Annotated in this window: 21 protein-coding genes, 3 tRNA genes and 2 pseudogenes; 8 read left to right on the top strand and 18 right to left on the bottom strand. The window is 71.5% G+C overall.

What is annotated here, in order from left to right; translation table 11 throughout:
- Nucleotides 1-9 precede the first annotated feature (9 nt).
- From Sco07f_RS15345 to Sco07f_RS15320, 6 genes are all read right to left on the bottom strand, one after another.
- Nucleotides 10-852 (bottom strand): SCO4651 family lipoprotein, encoded by an 843-nt coding sequence (locus Sco07f_RS15345; RefSeq protein ID WP_108988167.1) that lies wholly within the window; start codon nt 850-852, stop codon nt 10-12.
- A gap of 193 nt (nt 853-1045) precedes the next feature.
- The gene (gene rplA, locus Sco07f_RS15340; RefSeq protein WP_007443919.1) at nt 1046-1771 is read right to left on the bottom strand and encodes a 50S ribosomal protein L1; all 726 of its coding nucleotides are present in this window, start codon (nt 1769-1771) and stop codon (nt 1046-1048) included.
- Between the two features lie 80 nt (nt 1772-1851).
- Nucleotides 1852-2286, bottom strand: a complete 435-nt coding sequence (gene rplK, locus Sco07f_RS15335) for a 50S ribosomal protein L11 (RefSeq protein ID WP_003974315.1) — start codon at nt 2284-2286, stop codon at nt 1852-1854.
- A gap of 187 nt (nt 2287-2473) precedes the next feature.
- Nucleotides 2474-3352: a transcription termination/antitermination protein NusG gene (nusG, locus tag Sco07f_RS15330; protein ID WP_108988166.1), complete on the bottom strand. Its 879-nt coding sequence runs from the start codon at nt 3350-3352 to the stop codon at nt 2474-2476.
- A gap of 80 nt (nt 3353-3432) precedes the next feature.
- The gene (gene secE, locus Sco07f_RS15325; RefSeq protein WP_007443916.1) at nt 3433-3720 is read right to left on the bottom strand and encodes a preprotein translocase subunit SecE; all 288 of its coding nucleotides are present in this window, start codon (nt 3718-3720) and stop codon (nt 3433-3435) included.
- 109 nt (nt 3721-3829) lie between these two features.
- Nucleotides 3830-3902: transfer RNA gene (locus tag Sco07f_RS15320), tRNA-Trp, on the bottom strand.
- 239 nt (nt 3903-4141) lie between these two features.
- On the opposite strand from Sco07f_RS15320, the gene Sco07f_RS15315 reads away from it, so the two are divergent.
- Nucleotides 4142-5368 (top strand): pyridoxal phosphate-dependent aminotransferase, encoded by a 1227-nt coding sequence (locus tag Sco07f_RS15315; protein ID WP_087789865.1) that lies wholly within the window; start codon nt 4142-4144, stop codon nt 5366-5368.
- Between the two features lie 123 nt (nt 5369-5491).
- Nucleotides 5492-6523, top strand: a complete 1032-nt coding sequence (locus Sco07f_RS15310; RefSeq protein WP_007443904.1) for an adenosine deaminase — start codon at nt 5492-5494, stop codon at nt 6521-6523.
- A gap of 25 nt (nt 6524-6548) precedes the next feature.
- Here the strand turns inward: Sco07f_RS15310 and Sco07f_RS15305 are convergent, their stop codons facing one another.
- Nucleotides 6549-7145, bottom strand: coding sequence for a TetR/AcrR family transcriptional regulator (locus Sco07f_RS15305; protein ID WP_108988165.1), 597 nt, complete (start codon nt 7143-7145; stop codon nt 6549-6551).
- Between the two features lie 115 nt (nt 7146-7260).
- Here Sco07f_RS15305 and Sco07f_RS15300 point away from each other — a divergent pair, with 115 nt between their 5' ends.
- Entirely contained in the window at nt 7261-7893 is a 633-nt protein-coding gene (locus tag Sco07f_RS15300) for an NAD(P)-dependent oxidoreductase (protein ID WP_108988164.1), read from the top strand.
- Between the two features lie 37 nt (nt 7894-7930).
- On the opposite strand, the gene Sco07f_RS15295 is transcribed toward Sco07f_RS15300, so the two are convergent.
- From Sco07f_RS15295 to Sco07f_RS15275, 5 genes are all read right to left on the bottom strand, one after another.
- On the bottom strand, nt 7931-8986 hold the full coding sequence (locus Sco07f_RS15295; protein WP_108988163.1) for a UDP-N-acetylmuramate dehydrogenase: 1056 nt from the start codon (nt 8984-8986) through the stop codon (nt 7931-7933).
- Between the two features lie 169 nt (nt 8987-9155).
- Entirely contained in the window at nt 9156-9536 is a 381-nt protein-coding gene (locus Sco07f_RS15290; protein ID WP_108988162.1) for a DUF3291 domain-containing protein, read from the bottom strand.
- A 32-nt stretch (nt 9537-9568) separates the two neighbouring features.
- Nucleotides 9569-11035, bottom strand: coding sequence for an MFS transporter (locus tag Sco07f_RS15285; RefSeq protein ID WP_054099467.1), 1467 nt, complete (start codon nt 11033-11035; stop codon nt 9569-9571).
- 97 nt (nt 11036-11132) lie between these two features.
- Nucleotides 11133-11702, bottom strand: coding sequence for a TetR/AcrR family transcriptional regulator (locus Sco07f_RS15280; protein ID WP_007443910.1), 570 nt, complete (start codon nt 11700-11702; stop codon nt 11133-11135).
- Between the two features lie 75 nt (nt 11703-11777).
- The gene (locus Sco07f_RS15275; RefSeq protein ID WP_007443909.1) at nt 11778-12380 is read right to left on the bottom strand and encodes a TetR/AcrR family transcriptional regulator; all 603 of its coding nucleotides are present in this window, start codon (nt 12378-12380) and stop codon (nt 11778-11780) included.
- Between the two features lie 197 nt (nt 12381-12577).
- On the opposite strand from Sco07f_RS15275, the gene Sco07f_RS15270 reads away from it, so the two are divergent.
- On the top strand, nt 12578-13417 hold the full coding sequence (locus Sco07f_RS15270) for a class I SAM-dependent methyltransferase (protein ID WP_042824914.1): 840 nt from the start codon (nt 12578-12580) through the stop codon (nt 13415-13417).
- A 72-nt stretch (nt 13418-13489) separates the two neighbouring features.
- Here the strand turns inward: Sco07f_RS15270 and Sco07f_RS15265 are convergent, their stop codons facing one another.
- From Sco07f_RS15265 to Sco07f_RS15245, 5 genes are all read right to left on the bottom strand, one after another.
- Nucleotides 13490-13984 carry a MaoC family dehydratase gene (locus Sco07f_RS15265; protein WP_244942058.1) on the bottom strand — a complete coding sequence of 165 codons (495 nt, stop codon included), beginning with the start codon at nt 13982-13984 and terminating at the stop codon, nt 13490-13492.
- Between the two features lie 8 nt (nt 13985-13992).
- Nucleotides 13993-14445 (bottom strand): MaoC family dehydratase N-terminal domain-containing protein, encoded by a 453-nt coding sequence (locus Sco07f_RS15260; protein WP_108988161.1) that lies wholly within the window; start codon nt 14443-14445, stop codon nt 13993-13995.
- Between the two features lie 110 nt (nt 14446-14555).
- Nucleotides 14556-14720 carry a 50S ribosomal protein L33 gene (gene rpmG, locus Sco07f_RS15255; protein ID WP_003948671.1) on the bottom strand — a complete coding sequence of 55 codons (165 nt, stop codon included), beginning with the start codon at nt 14718-14720 and terminating at the stop codon, nt 14556-14558.
- Nucleotides 14721-14811: 91 nt separating this feature from the next.
- Nucleotides 14812-14884: transfer RNA gene (locus Sco07f_RS15250), tRNA-Met, on the bottom strand.
- Between the two features lie 46 nt (nt 14885-14930).
- Nucleotides 14931-15003 (bottom strand) — tRNA-Thr (locus Sco07f_RS15245).
- A gap of 223 nt (nt 15004-15226) precedes the next feature.
- On the opposite strand from Sco07f_RS15245, the gene Sco07f_RS15240 reads away from it, so the two are divergent.
- Nucleotides 15227-16588 (top strand): amidohydrolase family protein, encoded by a 1362-nt coding sequence (locus Sco07f_RS15240; RefSeq protein ID WP_108988160.1) that lies wholly within the window; start codon nt 15227-15229, stop codon nt 16586-16588.
- A gap of 181 nt (nt 16589-16769) precedes the next feature.
- Nucleotides 16770-17426, top strand: coding sequence for an SDR family oxidoreductase (locus Sco07f_RS15235; protein WP_007443880.1), 657 nt, complete (start codon nt 16770-16772; stop codon nt 17424-17426).
- A 58-nt stretch (nt 17427-17484) separates the two neighbouring features.
- On the opposite strand, the gene Sco07f_RS15230 is transcribed toward Sco07f_RS15235, so the two are convergent.
- A complete protein-coding gene (locus Sco07f_RS15230) occupies nt 17485-17703 on the bottom strand; it encodes a hypothetical protein (RefSeq protein ID WP_078581584.1) in 219 nt (72 codons plus the stop codon).
- Nucleotides 17704-17950: 247 nt separating this feature from the next.
- Here Sco07f_RS15230 and Sco07f_RS15225 point away from each other — a divergent pair.
- Nucleotides 17951-18103, top strand: a pseudogene (locus Sco07f_RS15225) (conjugal transfer protein); the annotation flags it as partial.
- Nucleotides 18103-18389: pseudogene (locus Sco07f_RS40590) on the top strand (RRQRL motif-containing zinc-binding protein). The pseudogenes Sco07f_RS15225 and Sco07f_RS40590, both read left to right, overlap by 1 nt.
- Nucleotides 18390-18553 lie beyond the last annotated feature (164 nt).

Below are 18553 nucleotides of genomic sequence, written 5' to 3'. Positions count from 1 at the left end.
GGACGGATCTCAACCCGCCTGCGACGCGAGCAGCTCCTTGAAGTCCGCCGTGTCCGCGACCGGCGGGCGTTCGGCGGAGACCGTGACGCCGTAGTCGCTGTAGTAGGCGGTCTGGGTCAGCTCGCCGGTCTTCGTGCGTCCCCGCTCGACCTTCTTGACCAGCAGGTCCCGGTCGTCGACCCAGATGTCGACGGTCTGGGCGGTCTCCCCGCCCACCGTGCCGGACCAGTGGGTGGTGCGCCGGCCGCGCGTCGTCTCCTCCCCCACCCTGCGCACGTCCCCGGCCGTCAGCAGCAGCTTCACCGCCTGGTGGGGCGTGGTGTTGCGCATCTGCTCGGCGAACCCGGCGCCCGCCCCGCCGCCGAGGTCCTCCAGGTCCTCGTACACGTACTTGATCCAGTGCCTGCCGCCCACCCGGTCGGCGAATGCGTCGCCCATCTTGGCGTAGTAGGCGTCGGGCAGGTACCGGGCCTCCATCGCGGTGGTGCCGAGGCGGCGCATCGTCTCGGCGGTCGTGCCGCCCGTGTAAGTGATCGTCAGGGTTCCGGTGAGGCCGCCGTCGCGCCAGCCGAGGGCACCCGCGGCCTCCAGGGACAGCTCCCGGCCCATCACGGTCGTGGACTCCACCCGCGCCGATCCCGCCCGCCCGGTGGCCCGCTCGACGGACCGCAGGGCATCGGCCGAGGGGCCGGTGATCGCCGGAGGGCTTGAGGACGGCGCCGCGGAGCCCGGTGGGGCGGAGGCGGGGGGCGGGGACGCGGACGGTTCGCCGGAGGTGCACGCGGTGGCGCAGGCCAGCGCGGCCGACACCGCGACCGAGACGACCGTACGGCGTGCCCTCGTGCCCGTCATCCGCCCACCCCTTGCGCCCCGTACGGCTCCTGCGCCCCATGCGCGGGTCCGGTGCCCGCACGCTAACCCAGGGCGCCGGAAAAGGGGACGGGACGAACAGGGACGGGGCGAACAGGGACGGGGAAAGGCAAAGGGACGGGCCCCGCACCTCGGAAGGTGCGGGGCCCGTGAACCGGTGGGGCGAGCTGCTCGCTCAGACCGCGGCCGGGTCCTCCTCGACGAGGAGGTTGCGGGTGCGGTTGGAGTCGAGCGGAATGCCGGGGCCCATCGTGGTGCTGATGGCGGCCTTCTTGATGTAGCGACCCTTGGCGGCGGACGGCTTCAGACGGAGGATCTCCTCCAGCGCCGCGCCGTAGTTCTCCACCAGCTTGGTGTCGTCGAACGACGTCTTGCCGATGATGAAGTGCAGGTTCGAGTGCTTGTCGACGCGGAACTCGATCTTGCCGCCCTTGATGTCGTTGACAGCCTTGGCGACGTCCGGGGTCACGGTGCCGGTCTTGGGGTTCGGCATGAGACCACGGGGACCGAGCACGCGGCCGAGGCGGCCGACCTTGCCCATGAGGTCCGGGGTGGCGACGACGGCGTCGAAGTCCAGACGGCCCTTCGACACCTCGTCGATCAGTTCGTCGGAGCCGACGATGTCGGCGCCCGCGGCGGTCGCGGCCTCGGCACGGTCACCGGTCGCGAAGACCAGGACCCGGGCGGTCTTACCGGTGCCGTGCGGGAGGTTCACGGTGCCACGGACCATCTGGTCGGCCTTGCGCGGGTCGACACCCAGGCGGAAGGCGACCTCGACGGTGCCGTCGAACTTGCTCGTGGAGGTCTCCTTGGCGAGACGGACGGCCTCGAGCGGGGCGTAGAGCTTGTCCCGGTCGATCTTGGCGTCCGCAGCGCGGAGAGACTTGCTGCGCTTGCTCACTACTGCTCCTGTGGCTTCTTAGGAGTCGTGGTTAGGGCCGAGCAGGCCCCGCCACTTCTGCTGGCTTACGGGGGTGGAGGTCAGCCCTCGACCGTGACGCCCATGGAACGGGCGGTACCGGCGATGATCTTCTCCGCCTGGTCCAGGTCGTTGGCGTTGAGGTCGGGCATCTTGGTGGTGGCGATCTCACGGACCTGGTCACGCGTGATCTTCGCGACCTTGGTCTTGTGCGGCTCGCCGGAGCCCTTCTCCACGCCCGCGGCCTTGAGGATCATCTTGGCGGCCGGCGGCGTCTTGGTGATGAAGGTGAAGGAGCGGTCCTCGTAGACCGTGATCTCCACCGGGATGACCCAGCCGCGCTGCGACTCGGTCGCGGCGTTGTAGGCCTTGCAGAACTCCATGATGTTGACGCCGTGCTGACCCAGCGCGGGGCCGACCGGCGGAGCCGGGTTCGCGGCACCGGCCTGGATCTGGAGCTTGATGAGCCCCGTGACCTTCTTCTTCTTGGGAGGCATAGCTCTCCGGGTCCTTTCGATTCGGGTCCTGCCCGCATTCGGGAGCTACCCGGACACAGGCATACCGCACAACGATAACGGGTATAGATGCGCGGCCAAAAACCGAGCAGGTCAGACGCCGCGCGAGCGGGCGCCTGACCTGGTCGGAAGCAGTACGTCCAGAGGAGTGCGGAGTACCGGTGGGGTACTAGTTCTTCTGGATCTGGTCGAAGCTCAGCTCGACCGGGGTCTCGCGGCCGAAGATCTCGACGAGGCCCTTGACCTTCTTCGAGTCGGCGTTGATCTCGTTGATCGTGGCCTGGAGGGTGGCGAAGGGGCCGTCGGTGACGGTGACCGAGTCGCCGACCTCGAAGTCCAGCACCTGGACCTCGACCTTGCGCTGCGGCGCCGGCTTGCCCTCGGCCTCGGCGGCCTCGCGGGCGGCCTTCTCCTCGGCCTCCGGGGCGAGCATCTTGACGATCTCGTCCAGCGTCAGCGGGTACGGGTCGTAGGCGTTGCCGACGAAGCCGGTGACACCGGGGGTGTTGCGGACGACGCCCCAGGACTCGTTGGTGAGGTCCATGCGGACCAGCACGTAGCCGGGGAGCTTGTTCTGGCGGATCGTCTTGCGGTCGCCGTTCTTGATCTGGACGACCTCTTCCTGCGGCACCTCGGCCTGGAAGATGTAGTCCTCGACGTTGAGCGAGACGGCGCGCTGCTCGAGGTTGGTCTTCACGCGGTTCTCGTAACCGGCGTAGGTGTGGATGACGTACCACTCGCCGGGCAGGACGCGCAGCTCCTGGCGGAGCTTCTCGATCGGGTCGATGTCGGGCTCGTCGACCTCGGCCTCGTCCGCACCGGCTTCGGCGTCGGTCTCGGCTTCGCCGGCCGGCTCGGCGGTCTCGTCCGCTTCCGCGTCCGCCTCCGCCTCGTCCGCCCGGTCCGTCTCCGCGACGACGGTGTCGTCGGCAGCCTCGACCTCGGCGGAGGCCTCGGTGTCCTCGTTGTCGGCGCCCTCGACGGTGCCGAGCTCGTCCTTGACGGACTCGACCGGCTCGATGGCGTCGTTCACGTTCGGGTCAGACACTGTGGCTGCTTCTTCCTGGATACATAGGGGTGGAACACGCGAAAGGGGCGCCGGGTACCTCGGCGCCCTTCGCTCTCGACTCAGCCGAAGACGTACTTGGCGGCGTGAGAGAAGCCATAGTCAATCAGAGTCACCAGGCCGATCATGATGACCACGAAGATGATCACCACGGTGGTGTACGTCGTCAGCTGGTTGCGGCTGGGCCAGACGACCTTGCGCAGCTCCGCGACGATCTGGCGGTAGAAGAGCGCGAGCCGCTTCAGCGGGCCCTTCTTGCCTCGCTTGCCGCCTTTGCGGGACTTCTTCTTGGAGTCCGGCGCCTCGTCCTGGGCATCAGGCATGTCGATGGAGCCCACGGCGTCCGTCACTCGTCCTCACCTGATTCCGGGTCGTGGCCGTGCCGCGCCCGGTTGGAGCCGCACGGCGGTGCATTGCTGTACGTACATGCGCACACAATCCTGGCGATGGTGTGTGTAGCAGGGCCGGAGGGACTTGAACCCCCAACCGCTGGTTTTGGAGACCAGTGCTCTACCAATTGAGCTACGACCCTTTGTTCGTCCCCCAACGTACCGCATCCGCCCGAATGCTTGGTGTACACCGGGTGATCGCGGACCGCTGAAGGCCAACGAGGTGAGAGTGTACGTGCTCACGGGCCGGGCGTCGAACAGAAAGCACCTCCGGACTGATGTTCAGGCCGTGGAGCGGACTGGCGTTCAGGTCCTGGACCGGTCCGGTTCAGTCCGTGAAACCCCTGTGCCCGGGAGGTTTCCGGTCTGGAACGATGGGGTCATGAGCGCTGCAACCCCTCCCACCGAGCGCCGGGTCTCCGCCCGAGTCGGCGCGATCTCCGAGTCCGCGACCCTCGCCGTGGACGCCAAGGCCAAGGCCCTCAAGGCCGCCGGACGTCCCGTGATCGGCTTCGGCGCGGGTGAGCCCGACTTCCCGACGCCGGACTACATCGTCGAGGCCGCCGTCGAGGCGTGCAAGAACCCGAAGTTCCACCGCTACACGCCGGCCGGCGGGCTGCCCGAGCTGAAGGCCGCCATCGCCGCGAAGACGCTGCGCGACTCCGGCTACGAGGTCGACCCGTCGCAGATCCTCGTCACCAACGGCGGCAAGCAGGCCATCTACGAGGCGTTCGCCGCGATCCTCGACCCGGGCGACGAGGTCATCGTCCCGGCGCCGTACTGGACGACGTACCCGGAGTCGATCCGGCTGGCCGGCGGTGTCCCGGTCGAGGTCGTCGCCGACGAGACGACCGGCTACCGCGTGACGGTGGAGCAGCTGGAGGCGGCGCGCACCGAGAAGACCAAGGTCGTCCTCTTCGTGTCGCCGTCGAACCCGACGGGCGCGGTGTACAGCGAGGCCGAGACCGAGGCGATCGGCAAGTGGGCCGTGGAGCACGGCCTGTGGGTGCTGACCGACGAGATCTACGAGCACCTCGTCTACGGCGACGCCGTCTCCGTGTCCCTGCCCGCGCTGCTGCCCGAGCTGCGCGACAAGTGCGTCGTGGTCAACGGCGTGGCGAAGACGTACGCGATGACCGGCTGGCGGGTCGGGTGGATCATCGGCCCGAAGGACGTCGTCAAGGCGGCCACCAACCTCCAGTCGCACGCCACGTCCAACGTGGCCAACGTGTCCCAGGCGGCGGCGCTGGCCGCGGTCTCCGGCGACCTGGACGCCGTGGCGAAGATGCGGGAGGCCTTCGACCGCCGCCGCCAGACCATCGTACGGATGCTGAACGAGATCGACGGCGTGCTCTGCCCGGAGCCCGAGGGCGCGTTCTACGCCTACCCGTCGGTGAAGGCGCTGCTCGGCAAGGAGATCCGCGGCAAGCGCCCGCAGGACTCGGTCGAGCTGGCCGCGCTGATCCTGGAGGAGGCCGAGGTCGCGGTGGTGCCGGGCGAGGCGTTCGGCACGCCGGGGTACCTGCGGCTGTCGTACGCGCTCGGGGACGAGGACCTCGTCGAGGGCGTGAGCCGGATCCAGAAGCTGCTGGCGGAGGCGCGGGACTGACCGTCCCACCGCCCGCGGGGCCACACCGGAACGTTCCGGTGTGGCCCTGTTTGTTTGTGCGAGCAAGACCACGTACGGGGAAAGTGCTGTCGGGCCGGGCGTGTCGTGCGGCAGGATCCTCGGATGGAGCGTGTACGTGATGTCTCTGAACTGCCCAAGGCCCATCTCCACCTGCACTTCACCGGTTCGATGCGGCCCACCACCCTGCTGGAGCTGGCCGACAAGCACGGCGTACGGCTGCCCGAGACGCTGACCGAGGCGCTGGGCCGCGGGGAGTCGCCGAAGCTGCGGGCGACGGACGAACGGGGCTGGTTCCGCTTCCAGCGGCTGTACGACGCGGCGCGGTCGTGCCTCCAGGCGCCGGAGGACATCCAGCGGCTGGTGCGGGAGGCCGCGGAGGAGGATCTGAAGGACGGCTCGGGCTGGCTGGAGATCCAGGTCGACCCGACGTCGTACGCGCCGCGGCTGGGCGGGCTGATCCCGGCGCTGGAGATCATCCTGGACGCGGTGGAGACGACCGTGCGGGACACCGGGATCGGGATGCGGGTGCTGGTCGCCGCGAACCGGATGAAGCACCCGCTGGACGCGCGGACGCTGGCACGGCTGGCGGTGCGGTACGCGGAGCGGGGCGTGGTCGGCTTCGGGCTTTCGAACGACGAACGGCGCGGGATGGCCCGGGACTTCGACCGGGCGTTCGCGATCGCGCGGGACGGGGGCCTGCTGTCCGCGCCGCACGGGGGCGAACTGACCGGCCCCGCGTCGGTCCGGGACTGCCTGGACGACCTGGAGGCGGACCGGATCGGGCACGGCGTGCGGGCGGCGGAGGACCCCCGGCTGCTGAAGCGGCTGGCGGACCGGCAGGTGACGTGCGAGGTGTGCCCGGCGTCGAACGTCGCCCTGGGCGTGTACGAGAAGCCGGAGGACGTGCCGCTGCGGAGGCTCTTCGAGGCGGGCGTGCCGATGGCGCTGGGCGCGGACGACCCCCTGCTGTTCGGGGCACGGCTGGCCGCCCAGTACGAGATCGCGCGCGAGCACCACGGCTTCACCGACGCGGAGCTGGCGGAGCTGGCCCGCCAGTCGGTACGGGGGTCGGCGGCGCCGGAGGAGATGAAGGCGAAGCTGCTCGCGGGGGTGGACGACTGGCTGGCGGCCTAGGAAGGGGCCGCGGGCGGAGCGCGGGTCAGCCGAGTCCCGCGAGCAGCGTCCGGGCCAGACGGCGCGCGAACGCGTCGACCGGCGGGCGTACGCCGGTCGACGTCGCCTCGTACGCGAAGGCCCGTTGTGCGCAGGCGCCCAGCAGAAGGGACGCGGCCGCGAACGTGTCCGCGTCGGACCTGATCCGCCCCGCCGCCCGCTCGGCCCGCAGATAGGCGTCGAGGCCCTCGATCGGCAGGTGCGGCCCGGTGCCGAGTTCACGCATCGTCTCGTCGTGCCGGCGCTTGAGCTGGGTCTGCGCGTACAGCGAGGCGGCGATCGGGAAGCTCTGTTCGTAGAAGAGCGCGGCCTGACGGGCGATCTCCGTGAGGTTGTCCTCGAGCGGGGCCCGTCCGGGCTCGGCCGCGAGGCCCCGGAGCAAGGGGGTCAGCCGGGGCAGCCGTTCGGACAGGACCCGGATGAACAGCTCCTCCTTGCTCGCGTAGTGCTTGTACAGCGCGGCCTCGGAGCAGCCCGCCACCCTGGCGATCTCCTTAGTGGTGGCACGGGCGAGCCCGACGGTCAGCATCAGCTCGTGGGCGGCGTCCAGGATGCGTTCCCTGGCCGGCTTGGCGGAGGGCATGGCTGCTCCAGTCGGGGGTTGACTCGGGGGTGAGTGCTTGCTCACCCTAGAGGGAGCAGGGGTGAGTGAGTACTCACCCACCAGTCCGCTCGGACGCGTAAGGATGGGGTGTGCCATGGAACTCACCGTCTTCGGTGCCACCGGAGGAATCGGGCAGGAGATCGTCCGGCAGGCGCTCGGCGCGGGACACCGGGTGACCGCCGTCGTACGGGACCCGGCCCGGCTGTCCGTGACCGGCGACGGCCTGGAGGTGTTCCGCGCGGAGCTGGGTGACCCGGCGGCGGTGCGTCCGGCGGTGGCCGGGCGGGACGCCGTGCTGTCCGGGCTCGGCGCCCGCAGCCGGAAGGACGCGGGGGTCGCCACCCGGCTGACCCGGACGGTGCTCGACGCGATGCGGGCCGAGGACGTGAGCAGGCTGCTGGTCGTCAGTGCCGCCCCGGTGGGGCCCGAGCCACGCGAGGACGGGCTGGTGGACCGCACCGTGCGCGGCATCGTCTCCGCCATGCTGAAGGAGGTGTACGTCGATCTGCGCGCCATGGAGGACGAGGTGGCGCGCAGTGGCCTGGACTGGACGGTCGTCCGCCCGCCGCGGTTGCAGGACAAGCCGCTGACCGGCCGGTACCGGACGGTGGTCGGCGGTTTCCCGCCCAAGGGGCGGTTCGCGGGCCGTGCCGACGTCGCCCACGCGATGCTCGCCATGACCGAGGACGCGGGGACCGTGAAGCAGGGTGTGGGCGTCGCCTACTGAGGCCCGCCCACCGGGCGCCGGCGGCCGACGCCGGCCGTCAGAGGCTGACGCCGACCGTCACCGGTTCGTTGACCAGCGTGACGCCGAAGGCCTCGCGGACCCCGGCGACGACCTCGCGGGCCAGCGCGAGCAGGTCCTCGGTGGTCGCCTCGCCGCGGTTGGTGAGCGCGAGCGTGTGCTTGCCGGAGATGCGGGCGGGACCCGTGCCGTACCCCTTGGTGAAGCCCGCCCTGTCGATCAGCCAGGCCGCGGAGGTCTTGACCCGTCCTTCCCCGGCCGGGAAGGCGGGCGGCTCGACGGCATCACCGAGGCGCTCGGCGACGCGGGAGCGGAACGCGGCGAACTCCTCGTCCGTGAGGATCGGGTTGGTGAAGAACGACCCGGCCGACCAGGTGTCGTGGTCCTCGGGGTCCAGCACCATGCCCTTCCCCGCGCGCAGCTTCAGCACCGTCTCCCGGGCGGCCGTCAGCGGCACCCGGTCGCCCACCTCGACACCGAGGGCGCGGGCCGTCTCGGCGTAGCGCAGCGGCGCGGAGAGACCGCCGGCGTCCTCCAGCCCGAAGCGGACACGCAGGACGACATACCGGTCGGGCTCCGCCTTGAAGCGGCTGTGACGGTAGGAGAAGGCGCAGTCGGCGTTGGAGAGGGCGACCGTCTCGCGGCTCCTGCGGTCGTAGGCGATGACCTCGGTGACCGTGGCGGACACCTCCTGGCCGTACGCGCCGACGTTCTGGATCGGCGTCGCGCCGGCCGAGCCGGGGATGCCGGCCAGGCACTCGACGCCCGCCAGGCCCGCCTCGACGGTGCGGGCGACCGCGTCGGTCCAGATCTCGCCGGCCGCCAGCTCGAGCGTCGTGCCGTCGAGGCGGAAGCCGCGGGTGGCGATGTGCAGGGCGGTGCCGTCGAAGCCCTTGTCGCCGATGACCAGGTTGGATCCGCCGCCGATGAGCAGCAGCGGGGTGCCGGTGTCGTCGGCCTCGCGGACGGCGGCGATCACCTCGGCGTCGGTCGTGGCCGTGACCAGCCGGGTGGCGGGCCCGCCGAGTCGGAAGGTGGTCAGCGGGGCGAGGGGCGCGTCGTGGAGTTCCTGCACGCGCTCAAGACTACGAGACGGCACCGACAGCGCCGGGCGGCGGGAAACCAGGTAGCACGGGAAGCGCAGCAGGCGCAGCAGGCGCAGGGAGACAGGAAGCGCGGGAAGCACGGGCAACGCCCCGGCCGGTGGGCCGGGGCGTTGCCAGGGTGGGTGCTCGGGCGCGTCCTCACGTCAGGCGCCTGCGCACCTCCGCCCAGCTCACCGGCAGCTCGTCGCTCGAGGCCGGCCAGGAGGCGAACTTCGAGCCCCGCATCTGCGCCGACAGCCCCTCGGAGGCCGGCGCGTGGGTGCCGGAGCGGGCGAAGGTCTTGAGGGCCTCGGGCGACTCCCAGGCGGAGAGCGTCCAGAAGGTCCGCTTGAAGGGTTCCGCCTTCAGGGAGGCGCCGTACGCTCCGGGGGCGCTCTTGACCTGCCGCCACACGCCCGGCGTCCGCACGAGGAACTTGAGCGCTCCCCACAGGGTGCGGGTCTCGAAGCGGGAGGCGAAGACGTGGACCTCGGTGGCCCGGGGAGGCGGGTTCGGCACGGTCCAGGGAAGGGTGGGCATGTCGTGCTCCTCTCGTGTCGGGTGCCGTGCGGTCAGTGCCGGGGAGTCGGTCCCGTCGTGGCGAGGGCCGGTTCGGGGGCCGTCTCCGTCGTCGGCGCGGCCGTGGGGCCCTGTCCCCCGGTGCGGCGGCGCGCCGGGATGAACAGGACCGCGACACCGCCGAGGGCCACCATCGCGGCGCCCACCGCGGCCGCGGGCCGCAGCCCGTCGACGAAGGACTGCGCGGACTCGTAGCCGCCCTGCGCCGCGAAGATCGACGACATGATGGCGATACCGAGCGCGCCGCCCACCTCGCGCAGCGCGTTGTTGGCGCCGGAGGCGATGCCCTGCTCCTTGGCGGCGACGCTGGACATCACCAGCGCGGAGGCGGGGGCGAAGTAGAGGGCCATGCCGATCCCGCTGACGATCAGACCGGGCAGCTGGATGGCGTAGGAGGCGTCGGCCGTGATCACGGAGGCCAGGTAGCCGAGGCCGGCCGCCTGGAGGAAGAGACCTGCCGCGACGACGGGGCGGCCTCCGATCCGGTCCGAGAGGATGCCGGCGATCGGCGCGACCAGCATCGGCATGCCGGTCCAGGGCAGCATGCGCAGGCCCGCCTCGGTCGGCGAGTAGCCGAGCACCCCCTGCATGTACTGGCTGAGCAGGAAGATCGAGCCGAACATGCCGAGGAACATCAGCAGGCTCGCCGCGTTGATGCCGGAGAAGGCGCGGGAGCGGAACAACCGCATGGGGAGCATCGGGTTCTTGGCCCGGGTGCTGTAGAGGACGAAGCCGACGAGGAGCGCGGCCCCGGCGAACAGGGCGGTCAGCACGACGGTGCCGGACCAGCCGTCGACGGGCCCGCGGACCAGGCCGTAGACGATGCCGAAGAGTCCGCCGCTGGCGAGCAGGGTGCCGGGTATGTCGAGCGGGGCGCCGGTGCCGTGCGACTCGGCGAGGCGGAGCCGGGCCAGGGGCAGCAGGGCCAGACCCAGCGGGACGTTCAGCCAGAAGATGAACTGCCACGAGATGTGCTCGGTGAGGCTGCCGCCGACCAGCGGTCCGGAGGCCACGGCGAGTCCGTTGACCGCACCCCAGATGCCGTACGCCATCCCCCGGCGTTCGGCGGGGACCGCGGCCGTGAGCAGGGTCAACGTCAGCGGCATCATGATCGCCGCGCCGACGCCCTGCACCGCGCGGGCGGCGATGAGCGAGTCGATGCCGGGTGCCATGGCCGCGGCGGCGGACGCCCCGGTGAAGACGGTGAGGCCGACGAGGAAGAGCCTGCGGCGGCCGAAGCGGTCACCGAGGGCCGCGCCGAACATCAGCAGGACGGCGAAGGTGAGCGTGTAGGCACTCACGGTCCATTCCAGGTCGTGCAGCGCGCCGCCCAGGTCTTCGCGGATGGAGGGCAGGGCGGTGGTGACGACGAGGTTGTCCAGGGCCGCCATGAAGCCGGCGACGCTGGTGATGACGAGGGCCCAGGCGGCGCCCCCGCGACGTGCGTTCTGCTGTGACATCTCTCCCCCAGAGTGATGTTCGACGAGCCTTCAAGTAGTTATTGATCACTAACTTTTGCGGTCACACGAACGCAGGGCACACGGGTGCCCCGATCTCCTACTCCTGCGGTCCGCCCGCCGGCCGCCCGGACGGGTAGATCCCTTCCCACACCCGGTGCTCGGACGGAAAGCCCATGGCCGACAGGCAGTTGATGAGCATGCCGTAGGCCAGGAACCCCGTCGTCTCGCCGACGTCGCCCCCCAGCGGCAGATGCACGGTGTCCCACAGCCGCATCCACCCGGTGCGCACCGACTCACCGAACTCGCGGTCGCCCTCCTGCTCGGCGGCCGCCACGGCCAGATACATCTGCATCTGCATCATCAGCCGCTCGGGGTGTTCACCGATGGCCACCTGGTACGCCCGCCCCATCGCGTGCAGCGCATCCTCGCCGTGCAGCCCTTCGGAGGCCTTCTCGAACATGCGGACGGTCTCGTCCACGCAGCGGTCCGCCGCCGCGAGGAAGATCGCCTTCTTGCCCGGGAAGAGCCGGAAGAGGTACGGCTGCGAGACACCGACACGCTTGGCGATCGCCTCGGTGGAGGTGCCGTAGTAACCACCTCGCGCGAATTCGGCCATCGCCGCGCGGATGACGCTTTCGCGCCGCTCCTCTGCGCTCATCCTGACCATGAGAGAAAGTTAGTACTCAATCACTAACTTCGTCAAGAGGCGTGCGCTCGGGGCAGCGCGGGAAGCGGCGGCGCGTCAGCGCGGGCGCCGTTGCACCACGTCGGCGAGCACCGTGTCGACCAGCCTGCCGACGGTCGCCGCGGCCGGCGGGCCGGGATCGCGGTCCGCGAACAGGAGGTGCCCTCCTCCGACCAGGGAGAGGGTGAGCGAGTCGATGTCGGCGTCAGCCGAGATGCGCCCCCTCGCGCGCTCGTCGGCCAGGTAGGCGGAGACGGCGGCCGTGACCTGGGAGAGGATCGCGATGCCGCCTCCTGGCATGGCCCGCCGCAGCCGTACGCGCAGCTCGTCCCGGAAGGTGATGAGCGGAATGATCGCCACCGGAACCGGCCCGAACAGAGTGGTCAGCGCATCGGTGAGGTTGGCGGCCACGTCGCCGGTCCCCACGACCTCGCGCAGCGCCAGCGCCTGGGCCTCGAGCTGCGCCGCCCGGTCGAGCACCAGCTCGGCGAGGAACGCGTCGAAGTCGGCGAAGTGCCGGTGCAGGACGCCCTTGGCGCAGCCCGCCTCGTCCGTGACGGCCCGGCTGGTCAGCCCGTTCGGGCCGTCTCGCAGGAGTACGCGTTCGGCGGCGTCGAAGAGCTGCTGCCGCGCGTCGCGAAGATGCACTCCGGTCGGCACTCGCGGAACCTCCCTCACGCCAGGCACTCCTGGCACTCTCATCGCTTGCCCACCCGCCGCCCATTGGCAGGTGGGCGCTTGCCCATTAAAGTGAACGCATGCCCACTTTACCGCCGTCCGAGTCGTCCGAACCATCCGAGCCGTCCGAGCCCATGCCGCAGCAGTCGGACCCGGCCCCGCAGCCGGAGCCGGAGCCCATGGCACAGCAGTCGGATGCGGCCCCACAGCCACAGCCACAGCCACTCCACCAGGCCCGGCACACGGCCCAGTCCTTCGGCACGGATGCGCGACGCTACGACCGGGCCCGGCCGCGCTACCCCGACGACCTGGTGGCGCGGATCGTCGCCGGGAGCCCGGGCCTCGCCGCCCCCGACGTCCTCGACGTCGGCTGCGGCACGGGCATAGCGGCCCGTCAGTTCACGGCCGCCGGTTGCACCGTGCTCGGTGTCGAGCCGGACGCGAGGATGGCCGAGTTCGCGCGGGCCCGCGGCCTCCGGGTGGAGGTGGCGACCTTCGAGGCCTGGGAGCCCGCCGGCCGAACCTTCGACGCGGTGATCGCCGGCCAGTCGTGGCACTGGGTGGACCCGGTCGCCGGCGCCGAGAAGGCGGCCCGGGTGCTGCGCCCGCACGGGCGCCTGGCCGTCTTCGGGCACGTCTTCGAGCCGCCGGCCGAGGTGGCCGAGCCGTTCGCGGCCGCCTACCGCCGGGCGGCGCCCGACTCGCCGTTCAGCGGACAGCCGGCGCGTCGTCCGGTGGAGACGTATCAGGCGGGGTACGCGAAGATCGCCGACCGGATCCGCGGGACCGGGCGGTTCGAGGACCCGGAGCAGTGGCGATTCGACTGGCAGCGGTCCTATACGCGCGAGGAGTGGCTGGAGCTGCTCCCCACCACCGGCGGTCTCACCCGGCTGCGTCCCGATCAGCTGGGCGCGATACTGGGCGCGGTCGGCCACGCCATCGACGCCCTGGGCGGTCGCTTCACGATGCACTACACGACGCTGGCGACCACAGCGGTACGCACCGGCGCCGACGACTGACGCGGATCCGCCCGCCGGGGCCGGCCCCACCGCGTGCGGGGACCGGCACGAGGCGGGACCGGACGGAACCCGTCAGCCCAGTCGTACGACCGCCCGGGCCATGCCGAGGACCTTCTGGCCGCCGCTGGTGGCCGTGAGGTCGACGCGGACGGTGTTGTCGTCGAGCTTGGCCGCGACCTTGCCGCCGACCTCGATCACGGCACCCCGGTCGTCGTTCGGGACGACGACGGGCCGGGTGAAGCGGACGCCGTACTCGACGACCGAGCCGGGGTCGCCGGTCCAGTCGGTGACCACGCGGATCGCCTCGGCCATGGTGAACATGCCGTGTGCGATGACGTCCGGCAGGCCCACCTCCTTGGCGAACTTCTCGTTCCAGTGGATCGGGTTGAAGTCGCCGGAGGCGCCCGCGTACCGCACGAGCGTGGCGCGGTCCACGGGGAAGCTCCGCGCGGGCAGTTCGGTGCCGACCTCGACGTCGGCGTACGCGACCTTCGCCGTCGCGGACTGCGTCTGGGTCTGGGTCTGCGTGTGGGACTGCGTGTGGGGCTGCGTGTGGGGCTGCGTCATGGGGATGCTCACGCCTCCTCGGCCGCGCGGGCGACGAGCTTGGTCCAGGCGGTCACGACGTGCTCGCCGGCCTCGTCGTGGACCTCGCCGCGGATGTCCAGGATGTCGTTGCCGGCCATCGACTTGATCGCCTCGATGGTCGAGGTGACGGTGAGCCGGTCACCGGCCCGCACGGGGCGGACGTAGGCGAACTTCTGGTCGCCGTGCACCACCCGGCTGTAGTCCAGCCCGAGCTGCGGGTCCTCGATGACCTGGCCGGCCGCCTTGAACGTGATCGAGAACACGAAGGTCGGCGGAGCGATCACATCCGGATGACCGAGCGACTTCGCGGCCTCCGCGTCGGTGTACGCCGGGTTGGCGTCCCCCACGGCCTCCGCGAACTCACGGATCTTCTCCCGGCCCACCTCATAGGGCGCGGTGGGCGGATAGGTCCGCCCCACGAACGACTGGTCGAGCGCCATGGGCTCGCAACCTCCTGCTGCTGCTCTTCGTAGCGGTGCCAACGATGGGCGGTGACAACGACACGAGGCCGCCCCCAGACATCGGGGACGGCCTCGTGTACGAGCCTGATTTATCGCGTCTCGCGGTGCGCGGTGTGCGCGTTGCAACGCGGGCAGTGCTTCTTCATCTCCAGTCGGTCCGGGTTGTTACGCCGGTTCTTCTTGGTGATGTAGTTCCGCTCCTTGCACTCCACGCAGGCCAGCGTGATCTTCGGGCGGACGTCGGTGGCAGCCACGTGAGTGCACTCCTTGACGAACGGATTGATGTTATTAACGCAGAAAAGAGTAGCCGACTGAAGGACCGACCCCGCAATCGGCTACTGAGAGTAGCGGTGACCGGACTTGAACCGGTGACACAGCGATTATGAGCCGCTTGCTCTACCGACTGAGCTACACCGCTGTGATGCGATCGGGCCCCGCCTCGCGACGGGAACCTTTCACACCAGAGCCCCAAAACGGAATCGAACCGTTGACCTTCTCCTTACCATGGAGACGCTCTGCCGACTGAGCTATTGGGGCGAGCGATGAAGACATTACACGGTCGCCCGCCGTTCGCCCAAATCCGTTTCGTCGACCCTGCCCCGACCCGTCCCGGAGGCCGCGGGACGGCCCGACCACAGGGGACGGCACCGGTACGACTATTGCGCTCCTCCGCGCCACGGGCTGATCACCGTCCTAGGCTCGACTCACTCTGCGTGATCTTGCGTCCCCCACTGCGCAGCCCCGAGCCCAGAGGAGCGCGATGTCCGACAGCCAGCCGCAGCCGCCCCACTCGCCCTCCCCCTCGGACGCCGCCGACCGGGGCTCGCTCCTGCTCACCGGGGCCCGGCTCGCCGACGGCCGGACCGTGGACGTACGGCTCCACGGCGGGCGCATCGAGGCGGTCGGCACGGCCGGCAGCCTGACCCCACGGCACGCATCCGGCCCCGGCGGCCGGGCGGGCGCGGGCGGCCGGGCGGGCGCGGGCCGTCATCACCTGGACCCGGGCGGTCATCTGGACCTGGGCGGCTACCTCCTCCTCCCCGCCCCCGCCGATCCGCACGTCCACGCCGACACGGCGCTCACGGCCGACGTCCCGGGCCCCGTCTCCTACGACCCCGACGACGTCCGGCGCCGGGCCACGGAGGCGGCCCTGCTCCAGCTGGGACACGGCGCCACCGCGCTCCGGGCACATGTGCGGGTGGGCGACGTCGCGGGCCTGGGTGCCCTGACCGCCGTACTGCGGACCCGGCGCTCGCTGCGCGGGCTCGCCGAACTGACCGCGGTGGCGATGCCGAGGGTGCTCACCGGGGTGGCCGGTGCCGACGGCCTGGCGATACTGCGGGACGCGGTCAAGATGGGCGCGGACGTGGTGGGCGGCTGCCCGGACCTGGACCCCGACCCGACGGGGTACGTGGAGGCCGTCCTGGAGGTCGCCGCCGAGCACGGCTGCCCGGTCGACCTGCACACGGACGCCGCCGACCCCGCGCGGCTGGCCCGTCTGGCGGCCATGGCGGGCGGGCTGCGCCCCGGGGTGGCCATCGGGCCCTGCGACGGCCTGGGCCGGCTTCCGGCCGAGGCGGTCTCCCGGGCCGCGGACCAGCTCGCGGCGGCCGGAGTGGCGGTGGTCTGCCTGCCCCAGGGCGCCTGCGGGCCGTCGGACCGTCCCGACGGCACGGCTCCCGTACGGCTGCTGCGGGCGGCCGGGGTACGGGTCACCGCCGGGAGCGGCGCGCTGCGGGACGTGTCCAACCCTGTCGGGCGGGGCGACCCCCTGGAGGCCGCCTACCTGCTGGCCTCGCGCCACGGGCTGCGCCCCGAGGAGGCGTACGACGCGGTGAGCGCGGCGGCACGGGCGGCTCTCGGGCTGCCCGAGGTACGGGTGGAGGCGGGCTTCCCGGCCGAACTCCTCGCCGTACGCGGGGACCGGCTGGCGGGCGCGCTGTCGCTGGCGTACAGCCGGATCGTGGTGCACCGGGGGCGCGTGGTGGCGCGGACCAGCGCGGTACGGGAGTACGGCGACTCCTGCGCCCCGTCCGACCTGGGGTTGCCTCGGCAGGGACGCAGCGGGCGCGGACGACGTGACGGTCACGGCGGGCCGGGCGGGCGTGACGACCTGGCCTGAGCGCCTGAGGACCGGACCAGATACCGGGAGGGGGCGAACCGGGGCGGCAGGCCTAGAACCCACGCGGCGCCGGGCGGTGGGCCTGCGCGGCACTGGGCTTCCGCGGCACTGGGCCTCCGCGGCCGGCGACGAAGGCGTGGGGCAGGGGCGCGGGCGGTCGTCGGGGCGTACGGTCGAAGACATGCGCATTGTCATCGCTGGTGGTCATGGTCAGATCGCGCTGCGGCTGGAGCGGTTGCTCGCCGCGCGCGGTGACGAGGTGGCGGGCATCGTCCGCAAGGCCGAGCAGGCCGACGATCTGCGTGCGGCGGGCGCCGAACCGGTCGTGCTGGACCTGGAGTCGGCCTCGGTCGAAGAGGTGGCGGAGCGGCTGCGGGGCGCGGACGCGGCGGTCTTCGCGGCGGGGGCGGGTCCCGGCAGCGGGGTGGCCCGCAAGGACACGGTGGACAAGGCGGCGGCCGTCCTCTTCGCGGACGCGGCGGTCCGGGCGGGCGTACGGCGCTTCCTGATCGTGTCGTCCATGGGTGCGGACCCCCGGCACCAGGGGGACGAGATCTTCGACGTCTACCTGCGCGCCAAGGGCGACGCCGACGCGTACGTCAGCTCCCTGGACGCCCTGGACTGGACGATTCTGCGCCCCGGCGCCCTGACGGACGACGCGGGCACGGGCCTCGTACGACTGGAGGCGCACACCGGCCGCGGTCCCGTACCGCGCGACGACGTCGCCGCCGTCCTCGCGGAACTGGTCGACACCCCCGCCACCAACGGCCTGACCCTGGAGCTGATCAGCGGCTCGGCGCCCGTGTCGGTGGCGGTGAAGTCGGTGGCCGGGAACTGAGGGACGACGCGGCGCTCGCGGGCACGGCGCCACGGGCCCGCAGACCGAGGGGGCGGAGTCAGAAGAGGGGCAGCTGTCCGGGGAAGTCGGGGACGACGTACCCGTCCAAGGACGGCTGCGCCGCTCCGAGTTGCGCCGACCGGCGCGAACCGGGGCAGGACACCAGCTCACCACTCCCCCGTGCGCCGGACGGGTCATGGCGCGCGTACCGCCCCGCGACCACGGCGATCTCGCGACGGCACTCGGGGCAGGTTCTGCGGCGGGAGGACGAGACCATGACACCAGTCTGCCCGCCGCGCGCGTCCCCAGAGCCGCCCCACGGGCCGCACTCCCGCACCCGGGCATGACGAAGGGCCCCGTGACCTGCTGTTCGGGCAGGTCACGGGGCCCTTCGTTCCCGTGTGGCGGCGCCAGGATTCGAACCTGGGAAGGCTGAGCCGGCAGATTTACAGTCTGCGCTAGCGACCTCCAAAGGTCTACGAGACGCTTCGCGCACGACTCAAGGCAGGCAGTCGTCCGGCATGTCTGCCGAAGCGCGGGCAGCGACGGCCGATTGGCCGGACGCGAAGGTGACCGGTGAGGGCATCCGCCGCGCGGTCCGCACGTCGCCGGCGAACGCCCGGACGCTGCGGGACACCCTTCTCGCCGAACGCGCCGCCACGGCTGAGGCCGCGTGATAGGGGCGCTGCCGGTGTTCCGGTGGCCTCTGGCCCCGGACGGGTACGCCACCCGCCGACAGCTCCGCGCACGGGGCTTGCGCCTGGTGGTCAGGGCGTGGCTGCGACGGTCGAACGGCCGCGTCGCCGCCGGGGACCGCTGGTCGCCTACCTCTACCGCGTCGGCCTGGCCAAGCCGGTCCGGCCCGGCGTCATGGGCCGGACGGATGCGGGCCACGTCATTCCGCCGGCACTCGGCATGTGTGCCTTGTGTGCGTTCCCTGACGCGGTTGGCGGGGCCGCCTAGCCGCTGAAGAGAATTTCACCCAGGGACGCAAGCCAGTACCGCACCTGGTGCCGTCGGCGGCAGAACCGCTTCGGGCGCCGCCAACGGGGCGTTTCCAGCGGTCGGTTGCACTGCATGCACTGCTTCGTACGGAGCTTGGTACGAATCACGGATTCCCCACCCAT

This window comes from Streptomyces coelicoflavus, assembly GCF_003112555.1.
GTDB lineage: Bacteria > Actinomycetota > Actinomycetes > Streptomycetales > Streptomycetaceae > Streptomyces > Streptomyces coelicoflavus.
This window is presented reverse-complemented; position numbering and strand designations above follow the sequence as displayed.

Excerpts from the sequence above, each read along its gene's own strand:
- Sco07f_RS15285 (WP_054099467.1), bottom strand. The coding sequence starts at position 11,035 with ATGTCACAGCAGAACGCACGTCGCGGGGGCGCCGCCTGGGCCCTCGTC.
- Sco07f_RS15315 (WP_087789865.1), top strand. The coding sequence starts at position 4,142 with ATGAGCGCTGCAACCCCTCCCACCGAGCGCCGGGTCTCCGCCCGAGTC.
- Sco07f_RS15305 (WP_108988165.1), bottom strand. The coding sequence starts at position 7,145 with ATGCCCTCCGCCAAGCCGGCCAGGGAACGCATCCTGGACGCCGCCCAC.
- Sco07f_RS15280 (WP_007443910.1), bottom strand. The coding sequence starts at position 11,702 with ATGGTCAGGATGAGCGCAGAGGAGCGGCGCGAAAGCGTCATCCGCGCG.
- Sco07f_RS15270 (WP_042824914.1), top strand. The coding sequence starts at position 12,578 with ATGGCACAGCAGTCGGATGCGGCCCCACAGCCACAGCCACAGCCACTC.
- Sco07f_RS15290 (WP_108988162.1), bottom strand. The coding sequence starts at position 9,536 with ATGCCCACCCTTCCCTGGACCGTGCCGAACCCGCCTCCCCGGGCCACC.
- Sco07f_RS15265 (WP_244942058.1), bottom strand. The coding sequence starts at position 13,984 with ATGACGCAGCCCCACACGCAGCCCCACACGCAGTCCCACACGCAGACC.
- rplK (WP_003974315.1), bottom strand. The coding sequence starts at position 2,286 with ATGCCTCCCAAGAAGAAGAAGGTCACGGGGCTCATCAAGCTCCAGATC.
- Sco07f_RS15310 (WP_007443904.1), top strand. The coding sequence starts at position 5,492 with ATGGAGCGTGTACGTGATGTCTCTGAACTGCCCAAGGCCCATCTCCAC.
- Sco07f_RS15345 (WP_108988167.1), bottom strand. The coding sequence starts at position 852 with ATGACGGGCACGAGGGCACGCCGTACGGTCGTCTCGGTCGCGGTGTCG.
- Sco07f_RS15260 (WP_108988161.1), bottom strand. The coding sequence starts at position 14,445 with ATGGCGCTCGACCAGTCGTTCGTGGGGCGGACCTATCCGCCCACCGCG.
- Sco07f_RS15240 (WP_108988160.1), top strand. The coding sequence starts at position 15,227 with ATGTCCGACAGCCAGCCGCAGCCGCCCCACTCGCCCTCCCCCTCGGAC.
- Sco07f_RS15230 (WP_078581584.1), bottom strand. The coding sequence starts at position 17,703 with ATGGTCTCGTCCTCCCGCCGCAGAACCTGCCCCGAGTGCCGTCGCGAG.
- Sco07f_RS15300 (WP_108988164.1), top strand. The coding sequence starts at position 7,261 with ATGGAACTCACCGTCTTCGGTGCCACCGGAGGAATCGGGCAGGAGATC.
- Sco07f_RS15235 (WP_007443880.1), top strand. The coding sequence starts at position 16,770 with ATGCGCATTGTCATCGCTGGTGGTCATGGTCAGATCGCGCTGCGGCTG.